6 protein-coding genes and 2 tRNA genes are annotated in these 13,202 nt (G+C 66.0%); 2 read left to right on the top strand and 6 right to left on the bottom strand.

Going from position 1 to position 13,202, the window contains the following annotated elements; all coding sequences use genetic code 11:
• Positions 1-71: 71 nt before the first annotated feature.
• The 4 genes from AC5RT4_RS12280 to AC5RT4_RS12265 form a co-directional block, all read right to left on the bottom strand.
• Positions 72-1,502, bottom strand: coding sequence for an MFS transporter (locus tag AC5RT4_RS12280; RefSeq protein ID WP_494105904.1), 1,431 nt, complete (start codon positions 1,500-1,502; stop codon positions 72-74).
• A 175-nt stretch (positions 1,503-1,677) separates the two neighbouring features.
• A tRNA-Ser gene (locus AC5RT4_RS12275) sits at positions 1,678-1,765 on the bottom strand.
• Positions 1,766-1,863: 98 nt separating this feature from the next.
• Entirely contained in the window at positions 1,864-2,391 is a 528-nt protein-coding gene (locus AC5RT4_RS12270) for a GNAT family N-acetyltransferase (RefSeq protein WP_494105903.1), read from the bottom strand.
• A 2-nt stretch (positions 2,392-2,393) separates the two neighbouring features.
• Complete coding sequence (locus AC5RT4_RS12265) at positions 2,394-4,631, bottom strand: prolyl oligopeptidase family serine peptidase (RefSeq protein WP_494105902.1); 2,238 nt, start codon at positions 4,629-4,631, stop codon at positions 2,394-2,396.
• 83 nt (positions 4,632-4,714) lie between these two features.
• On the opposite strand from AC5RT4_RS12265, the gene AC5RT4_RS12260 reads away from it, so the two are divergent.
• Positions 4,715-6,655 (top strand): FAD/NAD(P)-binding protein, encoded by a 1,941-nt coding sequence (locus tag AC5RT4_RS12260; protein ID WP_494105901.1) that lies wholly within the window; start codon positions 4,715-4,717, stop codon positions 6,653-6,655.
• Positions 6,656-6,878: 223 nt separating this feature from the next.
• Here AC5RT4_RS12260 and AC5RT4_RS12255 read toward each other — a convergent pair whose 3' ends face one another.
• Both AC5RT4_RS12255 and AC5RT4_RS12250 read right to left on the bottom strand, forming a co-directional pair.
• Positions 6,879-11,417 carry an ExeM/NucH family extracellular endonuclease gene (locus AC5RT4_RS12255; RefSeq protein ID WP_494105900.1) on the bottom strand — a complete coding sequence of 1,513 codons (4,539 nt, stop codon included), beginning with the start codon at positions 11,415-11,417 and terminating at the stop codon, positions 6,879-6,881.
• A 520-nt stretch (positions 11,418-11,937) separates the two neighbouring features.
• A tRNA-Ser gene (locus tag AC5RT4_RS12250) sits at positions 11,938-12,025 on the bottom strand.
• A 107-nt stretch (positions 12,026-12,132) separates the two neighbouring features.
• Between AC5RT4_RS12250 and AC5RT4_RS12245 the strand changes: the two genes are divergently transcribed.
• Positions 12,133-13,116 (top strand): NAD(P)H-quinone oxidoreductase, encoded by a 984-nt coding sequence (locus AC5RT4_RS12245; protein ID WP_494105899.1) that lies wholly within the window; start codon positions 12,133-12,135, stop codon positions 13,114-13,116.
• The last annotated feature ends 86 nt before the right edge of the window (positions 13,117-13,202 follow it).

Genomic DNA, 13,202 nt, shown 5'->3' with positions numbered 1-13,202 from the left:
GGCTCAAGAACAACTGCACAAAGCCCAGGCCCGGCGGGGACTGCCAGAAGCAGGGCCCGCAAGCAGGAGAGCTAAACCCGCTGGGCTCTGCGCCGGCTGACTTCGGCGCCGGCATGGCGAGGCAGCAACAAGCTGTCGGCCGTGCTCGCCAGCATCAGCACTGCCATGGCAAGGAAAGCGCCGCGGAAGGGTCCTGCAGCGTCGTGGGGAAAGGTGCCGAGACCTTCGAACAGGCGGATCAGCAGGGCTCCCACAGCGATGCCGGCAGCAGCGGCCAGTTGGACCAGGGTGGCGGAGACGGTGTTCGCCGAGGTGAGCTGTGCGGGCGCGATGTCCGCGTACTGAACGGACGCGTAGGCAGAGAAGCCAATGGAGCGGAAGGCGCCGCTGCCGACGAGCAGGGCGAAGGTCAGCGGCTCAGGGGTCTCCGGCGTGAGCAGGGCACACAGGGCGAAGGTCGCTGCAGAAGCAACTGAGGCGAACACGAGCATTGCTTTGAAGCCGAAGCGTCGGATCAGGGGTGTGGTGGCCGGTTTGATGCCGATATTCCCGATGAAAACGGCCGCCACCATGGCGCCGGCGTGCAGCGGTGTCCAGCCGAACCCCGCCTGGAACATCAGCGGCAGCAGGAACGGGACGGAGCTGATGGTCAGCCGGTAGGCGAACCCGCCGGTAGCCATGGCCCTGAATGTGCGGGTGTTGAAGACCCCGAGGTCGAAAAGCGGATTGCGGCTCTGCCGCATCCACAGCACGGCACCGGCCACGGCAACCGCGCCTGATCCTGCGCTCACGGCCGCCCAGGGAGTATCAGGGTGGGTGCTCGCCAGTTCGAGGCCCACCACCAGGGCCCCCACGCCGAGCGTGGTGAGGAAAAGCCCCGGCCAGTCCAGCCGCCGCCGCTGGTCGCCCGCCGTCGCCGGCACAAGCCGCAGGGCGGCAATCAGCGCCGCAACACCCAGGGGAAGGTTGATCAGGAAAATCCAGTGCCAGGACAGGTAGGTGGTGAGGGCACCGCCCACCAGCGGTGCCAGGACCGGGGCCAGCAGGCCGGGCCACACCAGGAACGCTGTGGCGCGGAGCAGCTCCGCCTTGGGCGTACCGCGCAGTACCAGGAGGGTTCCAACCGGAACCATCATGGCACCGCCAACCCCTTGGACGATCCTGCTGAGGGTGAGCGCAGGAAGGTCCGGGCTGATCGAACACGCCAGGGAAGCAAGTGTAAAGATCGTGATGGCCAGGCAGAAGATCCGGCGGGCGCCAAACCGTTCGGCCAGCCACCCGCTGAGCGGTATGCCCATGGCAACAGTCAGCAGGTACGCCGTCATGGTGATGTTCACGTCTGCGGCGGGTACCCGGAAGTCGGCAGCAATGTTGGGAATGGCGGTGGTGAGGATGGTGCCGTCGAGGAACTCCATAAAGAAGGTGGCGGCCACCAGGAGCGCCAGGCGGGGACTCCATGCCGTGGTGCTGCCGGCTTCATCCACCGCATTGTTTGCTGCCATTCGTTCATCATTCCACTGGCACAGCGTCGCCGGACCCACGTGTCCGTACCCCGGACGGACAGCCCTGTAGTGAAAAGGTGCGCGGGACGGAAGGGAAGGCCCGGGCAGCAGGGGCGGGAGCCAGCAGCCTTCCCCGGGTACGCAAAAGGCCCCGGTACAGGACCGGGGCCAAACGCGGAGACGGGGGGATTTGAACCCCCGGTGGAGTTGTGCCCCACACTTCATTAGCAGTGAAGCCCATTCGGCCGCTCTGGCACGTCTCCAATTGCTATTCCTAGCCCACCAAGGATACGCAGAACCTGGCACGCAGTGCAAAACGGGCCGCACCACCCCGCAAAGCGTGCCACGACACCCCCGCAGGCTACAGGAGCGGAGCCTGTGCCGGCCGCACCATCCTGATTTCGCGAACGTTTTCCCAGTCGGGGATAACGTCCGCGGCACCGTCGGGCTGGAATCCGAAGCGCCGGTAGAAGCTGATCGCGCGCAGGTTCCCGGCTGCCACCCAAAGGCTGGCCGCATTGCTGCCCAACGCTGCCTCCAGGAGACGCCGCCCCAGGCCCAGCCCCTGGTGCGATGCCAACAGGTACAGTCCCCACAGTTCCAGGTCCCCGGACGAAGGCGGCCCTGCTTCATGCAATGGTGCGCTGTCTGGCAGATGCCGGGTGCCGGCGAAGCCAACTACGATGCCGTCGTCGCAGGCGACCCACGCATTCGCAGGCGCGGCTGCCTCCAGGAGATGGCGCCAGAGCGGCAGCCGGACTTCCGGACCCTGTGCGGCCAGGAACTGCTCGGACAGCATGCCCCGGTACGTCTCCTGCCAGCAGCGGGCGTGAACCTCCGCAAGGCGCCCCACGTCTGCCTGTACCGCCCGCCGGACCACGAGAGACACCGCTACAGCATCCCTCCGGCCAGCGCCTTCCACAGGAAATGTTGGCTGCGGGCCTGCAGCGCAGCCGCCTGCCGGTTGTCCGACGCTCCGGCGTGTCCGCCCTCCAGGGCTTCGTGGAACCATACGTTCGGGATGCCCATGGCGAGCATCCGGGCAGCCATCTTGCGGGCCTGCACCGGGCCCACCCTGTCATCGGAGGTGGCGGTCCAGATGAACGTCTCCGGGTATTCCACCCCATCCCTGAGCAGGTGGTACGGGGAGAACGTCCTGATGTACTCCCACTGTTCGGGGACGTCCGGGTCCCCGTACTCGGCGATCCACGAGTGGCCGGCGGACAGCTTGGTGTAACGGCGCATGTCCAGCAGCGGGACGCCACAGGACACCGCTCCAAACAGTTCGGGGTACTGCGTCAGCATGTTGCCCACCAGCAGCCCGCCGTTTGACCCGCCGACGCAGCCCAGCCTTTCCGGCGAGGTAACGCCGCGGGAGATGAGGTGGCGGGCGACGGCCGCGAAGTCCTGGTACGCCTTGTGCCGGTTTTCCTGCAGTGCCGCACGGTGCCATCCGGGCCCGTACTCGCCGCCGCCGCGGATGTTCGCCACCACGTAAACCCCGCCACGGGAGTGCGGTGTCTCCCCCTTGGAGCCGGCGGACGTGGACGTGCGGCGTTCCAGCCACGCCCTGCCCACCGTGCCGCTGTACGCGGGGGTACGGGAAACTTCGAAGCCGCCGTAGCCGGAGAGCTGGGTAGGGTTTTGCCCGTCCAGAGCGAGGTCGCGGGAGGCGACCTGAAAATACGGCACCCGTGTGCCGTCGTCGGAGACGGCGAAATGCTGCTGCACCTCATAGTTGTCATCGGCAAAGAACGACGGCGACGTCTTGACTGTCACGTGCCGGCTCACCACGCCGGGTGTCCCCGACGCCGCGCGCTCCAGTGTGCCCCGCATCAGCGTGCTGGGGGTGGTGAAGCCGGTGGCTACCAGCCAGAAGTCGTCCCCGGCGCCGTCAATTTCGTCTTCATCGTCCACGGCATAGGCGTTGACATCGTGGAGCGGGGGACAGGCATCAAGGAGAGTGGATTCCCAGGCTCCGTCCGTGGCGCCGGTCGGCCGGGACGGGTCCAGGACGCGGATCTCGGAGGACACGTCCTTGAGGAGGTTAAGCAGCAGGAAGTTCCGGGTCCAGCTCCACGACTGCAATGACGTGCTGGCGTCCGGGGTGAACAGCACCGAAACCTTCCTCGAACCGGCCAGGTAGTCCTCAAACGGTGCGGCGAGGAGTGAACCCGCCGGATACGTGGAGCCGTTGAGGGCCCAGTCCTGCTGCGGGCGGAACAGCAGCCATTCGCGGTGGGCGCTGACGTTGACGTCGGTGGGAACGTCGATCACCACCCAGGAACCGTCCTGCAGGACAGCGTTGCTCCGGTTGTAGAAGTCGATGTAGTCAACGGCGAAGGTCCGTTCGAACCCCGGCGTCGAGTCGTGGGCCACCACTGCCATCATGTGGTTCTCAGGCACCTCGAACAGCCGGGGCGCACCACCCAGAGGGATACCGCGCTTAAGGGTGACGGCAGTGCGGGCGTAGGAGGAGGCCGTTTTTGGAAGCCCTTCCGCAGTGGAGGCGACCAGCAGCGTGTCCGCGTCCAGCCACGAGACGTTGCCCTTCGCCGTCGGCAGGTCAAAGCCGCCCAGGGCTGGGTCCACGAACGTCCGCGATTCAACGTCGAATTCGCGGTAGCGGTTGGCGTCGCCCCCGTCCGGGGACAGCGCCAGCAGCGCCAGCCGGTAGGGCTGGCCCGGGACAGGGCGGAGGAAAGTGGCCCCGTGGAAGACCCATTCTTCGCCTTCCGCGGCGGACAGGGCGTCGAGGTCCAGCAGGACGTCCCAGTCCGGTGTGTCCGTGCAGTAGCTGTCCCAGGTGGTGCGGCGCCACAGCCCCTTGGGGTTCTGCCGGTCCTTCCAGAAGTTGTAGTACCAGTCGCCCCGCTTGCCCACCATCGCAATCCGGTCCGTGGAATCCAGTACTTCAAGGATGCCGGCCTCGAGCTCCACGTACTCGGCGTCCTCTAGCAGGTCTTCCGTGCGTGAATTCTGTTCCTTCACCCAGGCCAGCTGCTGCTCGCCGTATATCTCCTCGAGCCAGACATTTTCATCGGTGGGCTCGGGCGCGGTGCCCGAGGGCGCTCCGGGGGTGTTGCCGGAACCGGGGGCGGGCGCTGGATCAGCTGCAGTGGTGGTCATGCGCCCCATCCAAACAACATCCCCGGGCGGCTAGCAAGTCAAGCGGCAGCACGTACTCACCTTTCAGCCGTACTCTGGATGCCGTGGAAATAACGCAGAGCATACGGACCGCCATCATCGGGGCAGGTCCGCGGGGCACCAGCGTCCTGGAACGCCTGCTCGCCCAGAGCACCGCACGGATTGCTTCCGGCGCCGGCCCAGTGCGCCTCCACGTCGACGTCATCGACCCCTACCCCGCGGGTCCGGGCCACGTGTGGCAGCCGGGGCAGTCACGGCTGTTCCTGATGAACACCCAGTCCTTTTATCCCACGGTAATCCCGCAGGATCCTTCGCTGGCGCCGCCGGTCGCCGGCACCACCTTCGACCAATGGCGTGCCCGGCAGCAAGAGGACCCGTTGCCGGATCTTGATGAGGAGGAGCTGGCCGAACTTTCCGTCCTCACCGCCAATGAATTTCCCAGCCGCGCACTCTACGGCCGGTACCTCCGCAGCACCGTGGAGGAGCTGACACGCAACGTTCCGGACGGCGTCACCATCGACTTCCACGAAACGTCCGCCCTGTCCGTGCACCCCTCAGGCGACGCATCGTTCGATGTCCGCCTGGCCACCGGCACCACGTTAAGCACCGGATCCGTGGTGCTTGCACTGGGTCACATCCCGTCCCGGCTGAACCCTGAACAGCGGGACCTGCAGGCCTCGGCAGATCAGCTGGGCCTGCGGTACCTGCCCCCGGCTGTGCCCGCCGACGTGGACTGGTCCCTGATCCCTGCCGGGGAACCTGTCCTGGTCCGGGGCATGGGCCTGAACTTCTTTGACACCATGGGCCAGCTGACGGAGGGCCGCGGCGGAAAGTTCATCAGTAACGGCGCGATGCTCCATTACGAGCCCTCGGGCCAGGAGCCGCACATCCTTGCTGCCTCCCGGCGGGGAACGCCTTACCGCGCCAAGGCTGCCTTGAGCGGCTACTACCCGGCGTCGGTCAGTCTGCGCTATTTCACCGAAGCGGCGCTTGAGCGCTTCCACACGGCCGGGATCCGCCCTGCGTTTGATCATGACTTCTGGCCGTTACTGCACCGCGATGCGCTGTGGGCCTACTACTCCACGCTGGTGCGCTCGCAGCCGAACGCGGTCCCGGACCCGGCGGCGTTCCTTGCCGCACTGGACGAGGCCCTGCGCCCGCACGCCCACAGTGCCGCCAACTGGGAAGACGCCGTGGAGAGCGTGCTGGCCGTGCACGTCGGGCCCCGGCACCGGCTGGACCTGCCGGGGCTCGCGGCACCCTTGGCGGGCCGCTCCTTTGCCTCGCGTGCCGAGCACGACGCCGCCGTGGTGGAATACCTGCTCGATGATGCCCGCCGCTCTGCGCTGGGCGAGGATGACCCCGTGAAGATGGCCATCGGTGCCCTCCACCACGGGCGCGCCGTGCTCAAGACCGCGGTGGCCGACGGCGGCATCACCGATGAATCCTGGGTTGCCGGCCTGCGGGGCTGGTTTGAATCGTTTGTGGAAGGACTCGCCAGCGGGCCGCCCGCGCTGCGCTCCGAACAGCTTGCGGCGCTGGCCAGGGCAGGGGTGGTCAGCTTTGTAGGGCCTGACCCCAAGTTCGGGGTAGACCGCAGGAACGGTGTTTTCACGGCCTCCTCGCCATGGGTGGATGACGCCCCGGTGGCCGCACGGACCATGGTGGAGGCGCTGGCGCCGGGCAACAGGGTCTCGGCCAACGATTCACCGGTCCTGGAGCAGTTGCTGGCTGACGGCCTGGTGCGGCCGCGGCTCATGATGTCCGTGGAGGGTGCTCCCGTCGAGTCCACCGGCCTGGATGTGGAGCCGCACCCTTACCGCCCGGTGGCAGCGAACGGGTCCGTGACCGAAGGCCTCTACGTGCTGGGGCTCCAGCTCTCGTCCGCCCAATGGGGCACGGCCATCGCCGCCGAAGCGGTCCAGTCCGGCGCGCCGAACTACCGCAGCGGCCAGCGGACACTGCGCGACGCCGACGAAATCGCCGGCGCCATCCTGGGATCCTGAGCAGGACAAGGCACCCGGCCCAACGCTCTTTCACTTCCTGCGCCTTAGAATGCAACGCTCTTTCACTTCCTGCGCCTTAACGGCGGACGCTCTCTCACCAGTCGCACCTTCACCTCAGCGCTCCCTCACCGTGGTGAGAGAGCGTTGAGGGAAAGCGCGCATTAGGTGAGAGAGCGTTCGGCTGGGCCGTGCCTTCACGACGGCGGCCGGCCACACACTGCCGTCAGCGGCGCAGGCAAGCCCGGTAGGCGGCCATGGCCTGGCCGTAGTTCGCCTGGCCTTTCACGTCAGCCGGGCGGACAGGCTTGACCGGAGGGGCGCACACCGGTTCAACGGCAGCACTCGCCACCGTGACACCCACAGTGACCACCGTGCCGGATTCGGCGGCGGTAAGGACCAGCGTCCCTGTTCCTGCAGCGGCACCGGACGGGACAGCCAGGTTGACGCTGGCTGCACCCGCCTGAATTGGTACGGACCCCAGCTGGGTTACGGTGCCGGCGGAGTCGGTGAAGACGGCTGACAACGTCCTGTTCGCCGGGCTGCCGAGGGACGTCAGGTCCAGCTTGGATACTGCCAGTGTGATCGGATCGCCCGGCTTGACTTCGCCGGGCGTGGAGTTGGTGACGGCCACGGAACGGCGGGCGAAGTCCGGCGACACGGGGCTGCTCTTCTGCAGGTACCCAATCCACGCATCCCGGTCCACCAGCCCTGAATCCTTTGTGTTGGCACCTTTCGTGAAGATCCGGAAGTTGTCGCCGCCGGTGGCCAGGAAGCTGAACGTGCCCACCCGGTAGGACCGGGCGGGGTCGAGCGGGGCCCCGTTCACCCGGACGGACGTGATGCGGTCACCGGCCGGCCGGGCGGCGTCGTAGGTGTAGTTCACGTTCCTGGACAGGCCGAGCTGGATATAGGCGCGGCTGGGGACCGTGCCGTCCGCATTTGTTTGCCACTGCTGTTCCAGCATCGTTTTGAACTGGGCTCCTGTCAGGGACGTGGTCCAGAGGTTGTTCACGAACGGCAGCACGGCGTTCGCCTCTGCATACGTGATGTTTCCATCCGGTGCGTAGTAAAGCTCGTTCCTCAGGCCGCCAGCATTGACTACACCGATCTCCGCCCCGCCCAGTTCCGCCGGCTGGAGTGAAGCCAGCAGGGATTCGGCCACGAGGTTGCCCAAAGTGGATTCGTTGCCGCGGTCATCGCGTTTGGCGACACCTGCGGCGTCCGTGGTGAAGGCGGTGGTGATGTCAGCTGTAACAGCGCCAACACGCTGGTTCCCCACCACGGCGGCATCCGCGAGGGCTTTCTTGACGATGGCGTCGACGGCGGCCACGCGCGGGTAGGCGGCGATCAGGTTCGCGGCGGGGTCGGTAGTGCGCTTGACGTTGCCGGCCTTGTAAGCCGTTACCTCCTTGGTGGCGGTGTTCACGGTGAGCTGGATCTGGCCCACGTTTTCGCCGTAGTTGCCGGTCTGGACGATGGGGCGGGTCTTGCCTTCAACTCCAGGGACGGGGGCGTCCCAGGCGTATTCCTTGTGCGTGTGGCCGGTGAAAATGGCGTCGACGTCCGCGGAAGTTTCGGTCACGAGCTTCGCGAAGGGTCCGCCGGCCGCCACTTCCTCTTCCAGCGTGGCGCCTTCCACCGTTCCCGAGCCTGCGCCGTCGTGGTTTTCCACGATGATGATGTCGGCGAGGTTATCCGCGGTGATCCGTGCCGCTGCCCGGTTGATGGCGTCCACGGGATCACCGAACTCGAGGTCCGCGATGCCGGCGGGGGTCACTAGGGAGGGAACTTCCTGGGTTACGGTGCCGATGACCGCCACCTTGACGCCGTTCATGTCCAGGACGGTGAACTCGGGCAGGACCGGTTCGGTGGTGCCCTTCCGGTAGACGTTGGCGCCCAGGTAGGGGAACCGGGCGTTGCTGCCGCCTGCGATGACGCGGTCCTGCAGGTCCGCCCAGCCGCCGTCGAACTCGTGGTTGCCCACGGCGGAGGCCTGGAGTTCCAAGGCGTTCAGCACGTCAATGGTGGGCTGGTCTTTGGCGACGGAGGACGCAAACAGCGAAGCTCCGATGTTGTCGCCGGCCGAGAGGAAGGCGGTTGCGCCGGGAGCTGCTGCTGCCCGGAGCTTTTCAATGGTGCCGGCGAACAGGACGGTGTTGGTGTCGATTCTGCCGTGGAAGTCGTTGATGCCCAGGAAGTTCAGGTCAACGGTGGCGGGAACGGACTGCAGGTTCAGCCCCACAATGACGGGGTCGTGGTCGCTGGCGCGGTACTGGTCCGGGGCGTAGTAGTCGGTGACGTTGTTGTTGTAGCGGCTGTATTCCAGCGCTACGGATTCCACCGAGTTGATGTTCCAGATGTCCGCACCCGTAACCGCAGCATCCGCTGCAGGGGAAGCGAGGATGTGGTCAAGGGAACCGACCATTCCACCGAACAGGTAGGAGTGCTTGGCGGTGCCGTCCGCGTTGCGCGCCTTTTCGTCCTGGTTGACGTAACCCTCGGCGGTGAAGACGTTGATGGGGTCTTCCTTGGCGTAGGCGTTGAAGTCGCCGATGAGGAAGACCTTGTCCGTGCCCTTGGCCTGCTGCAGGGACTTGCTGAACTCCAGGAGTGACTTCGCCTGGGCTGTACGTGCCAGATTTGATGCGCCCTGGCCCTTGTCTGTGTCCTCAGGAGTGGCTGCGGAGCCTTTGGACTTGAAGTGGTTGGCGATCGCTATGAATTCGGTTCCGGCGCCGCCGCCCACGGGCTTGAAAATCTGCGCGAGCGGCTTGCGTGCGCTGGCAAACGCTGTGATGTCATTGTGGATGCTGGATTCACCCACCGGTTCTGCAACAGCCTCCTTATAGATGAAGGCCGTGCGGATCATGTCCTCATCACTGAGCGGCGGGGCATTGGCAGGCGAACGGACGTAGTCCCAGACGCCAGGGGTTGCGACGTTCAGGGCATCCACCAGCTTGGCCAGGGCGTCATCCCGGTTCTTGCCGAACTGTGCCGAGTTCTCGATTTCCATCAACGTGACAACGTCTGCGCCCGCCTTCGTGATGGCCGCGACGATCTTGTCCTGCTGCCGCTCGAAGTTCTCGGCGTTGGCGGCACCACGGGCGTCACAGCCTCCACGGACAGTGATGGGGTTGCCCGCCCTGTCATCGTGGAAGGTGCAGCCCGCCAAGGTGTCGCCCGTGGTGGGGAAGTAATTGAGCACGTTGAAGGAGGCGATCTTCAGGTTGCCTCCCACTGCGGCGGGAGCCTCGGTGCGCGTGGCGCCGAACGATGCGGGCTGGACGGTGGCCTTGTTGGCTTCCGTCAGGTGGGTCAGCGGCTGGAGCTTCCAGGCGTTGTTGCCATAGCCGAGTACCACGTTGGTGGTGAAGGTTACCGGCGATCCCACGCGGACCGGGTCAGTTGTGGTGAGGTAGGGCAGGACCTGCGCCTTGGTGGTGGCGTCCTTGAGGAAGTTGGTGCTGGAGCCGTCGTCCAGCTTGATGCCGCGTTCCGCGTTTTCAGCGACGACGGCGGTGTACCCGGCTGAGCCGTAGGGAGCGACGGCGGTGGGCTGGACCAGCGGAGCTGTTCCGCCCGCGAGGCCCACCTCGCCGTACTGGTTCAGCGTGTAGTTGTCCGTGACCGTCACCGGGCCATGGGGTGCCAGGAGCATCCCTTCCAAGGATTCGCGGAAGGATTCGCTGGCAGGCAGGGTGAAGGCGGTGGCCTTGACCTCCGGGGCAGGCTCTGCCCGCTTGGCAAGCCCTGCGGCGGCTTCGACGTTGAGCTGGGTCATGCCGTGGTACTCGGCCACGGTGCCGGTCACCTGCACGTGGTCTCCGGGCTGGACCGACGCTGCGGTGGCGGGGGAGTAGACGAAGATGCCGTCCGACGCCGCATGGTTGGCCGCCGTCAGGTCCCCGCCGGTTCCCGGGGTCTGGAGGTAGTAGCCGTTCAGCCCGCCGGTGGGGAAGGCTGCAGTGACCTTGCCCGTGGTGGTCACGGTGGACCCGGCCAGCGGGCTTGCGGTGCCCGCGCCCTGGATCTCGGCGATGCTTTTCAGGGCCGGCGCCGGTCCCGGAATGGGATCAGGCGCAGGTTGCGGATCCGGGGCTGCCCCACCTGAGGAGGTGGGCGTAACCGTGGCGCTAAGCGCGAAGTCTGCGTTGTTGTGATTGCTGTCCACGCCACGGGCCCGGTTCAGGCTCCTGGCGTCGGAAGTGCCGCCGAGAGCCGGTGCCGCCTGTGTCTCGAATGTGTTGGACCCGTAGCCGAGGAGGTCGGCCACGCCGGCGGGCTCCACCTGCGAGCCGGGGGCGAGCCCGACGCCGGTGGGCTGCTTCGCGAGCACAATGGTGCCCGCTGTGCCACTGAAGTTCAGGCCAGTCGCGACCAGGTCCGCGGCAGGGAGATCCGCTCCGTTGGCGCCGTTGCTGGCACCCTGGACCAGGTAGTGCCCCTTGGCCGGGATGGAACCGGAAAGGGTCGCCACGCTGGTCAGAGGGGCCGTGCCGGCAGCGGAGCGGTACTGAACCGACCAGCCGTCCAGGGACACCGGGGCGTCCGATGAGTTGTACAGCTCAACGAACTTGTGCTTGAATGCGGCGCCTGCGCTGCCGCCACTAAGGTAGGCCTCGTTGATGACCACCGACGAAGTTCCCGCCGCGGGCGAGACCTCCGCGGATGTGCCGTCCCCAAGCGCGGGAAAGGCTGCGAGCGGAGCGATAAGCCCCGCTGACAGCGCTGTACCCAGCGCCAATTTCCAAGGTGTCTGCATCTGCTCTTACTTTCAGAAGGGTCTCCCCGATGGGGGAGCCAGTGGAAGGTGTCCAGGTTGTACCGATGGACGAGGGCCCGGATCCTGCTCCTGGTCAAGTGGTATCCGGCACATCAAAACAGGGATGAATGAACGCAAGGTTGCTAGTGCGTGCATTCGGCGGTACGTTCCCCAGCGGAGCGGGCCGCCCCACCGGATCAGGCCCCAATGGCCCCATCCGGTGATGCTCTCGGCAGTGGTTGGTTTGGTGGCCGGAACCAATGTGCCGGCCATCACAAAAGAATACCGGCCGGTAGCTTTAGGGGAAGGTCCAGACGGCAGATCTTTCCGGGATTTCTTGCCGGTATCTTCGCTGCGCCTCTGGCGAAGGCAGCCAAGCCCAGGCAGGGACACCACGGGACTCTGGGCCGGGTCTGACAGCCCCCATGGTTCCGGCTGCGCCCAGCGCTTTTCGCGGAGTTGCCGGGGTAAACGAAGGACCCCTGCCAGCCAGCAAGCTGGCGGACAGGGGTCCTATTCGCGGAAGGTAAGAGATTCGAACTCTTGGTACGGGGTTACCGCACACTAGTTTTCAAGACTAGCTCCTTCGGCCGCTCGGACAACCTTCCCTGACTAGTAGTGTTTCATAGGCACTTGCCTGCAACAAAACAGAGACTGGAAGGTGTCCGGTGCACACTGGTTGCAGCGAGTATTCAGTCAGAAACAGGAGTGTTCCATGAAAGCCGTCTACATATCCGAACCGGGCGGCCCGGAAGTGCTGGAGATCCGCGAGACGGACGCGCCGGTAGCCGGACCGGGGGAGGTGCTTATCGACGTCGTGGCGGCTGGCCTCAACCGCGCAGACGTGCAGCAGCGCAGGGGCTTCTACCCCCCGCCGCCGGGCGCTTCAGAGATTCCGGGCCTGGAAGTCTCCGGACGCATAGCCGGCTTCGGCCCCGGCGTCAGCAAACCGTTTTCACTTGGTGACAAGGTGGTGGCGCTGCTGGCCGGCGGCGGATATGCCCAGCAGGTGGCGGTGGCTGCGGAACAGGTCCTGCGGGTACCGGCCGGTGTGGACCTGGTGACGGCGGCGTCCCTGCCGGAAGTCGCCGCCACGGTGTACTCCAACCTGGTGATGACTGCCCAGCTCCAGGCTGGCGAGACGGTGCTGATTCATGGCGCCACCGGGGGGATCGGAACCATGGCCATCCAGCTCGCCAAGGCCCTGGGAGCCAGGGTGGCCACGACAGCTGGAACGGACGAAAAGGTGGGAACCGCGAAAGCTTTCCTGGGCGCGGACATTGCCATCAACTACGCCGAAGAGGACTTTCCGGCGAGCCTCCGCGAGCAAAACGGCGGGCACGGCGCTGACGTGATCCTCGACGTCGTTGGAGCCAAGTACCTTTCGCAGAACGTGGACGCCCTCGCCGACTATGGGCGCCTGGTCGTGATTGGCCTGCAGGGCGGCGTCAAAGGGGAACTGGACCTGGGGCAGCTGTTGAAGAAACGTGCAGCGGTGGTGGCCACCGCCTTGAGGCCGCGGCCGGTGGAAGAAAAAGGCGCCATCATGAACGCCGTTCGCGATGGCGTCTGGCCGCTGGTCAGTGACGGCAGGATCCGTCCGCTCGTGGCCAAGACTTTCCCGCTGGAACAGGTTAAGGCTGCGCATGAATACTTTGACTCGGGCGACCACGTGGGAAAGATCCTCCTGCTGATGTAACGGGCCGCGTGGGGTTCATGCCCAATATTGCTTTGGGGCCTTCCTGCTCCTAAGCTCAGTTGGCATACGCGGTATGCATCCTGTCT

The organism is Arthrobacter sp. sptzw42 (assembly GCF_059089685.1).
Note: the sequence above shows the minus strand (reverse complement) of the source record. Positions and strands in the feature narration are given on the sequence as shown.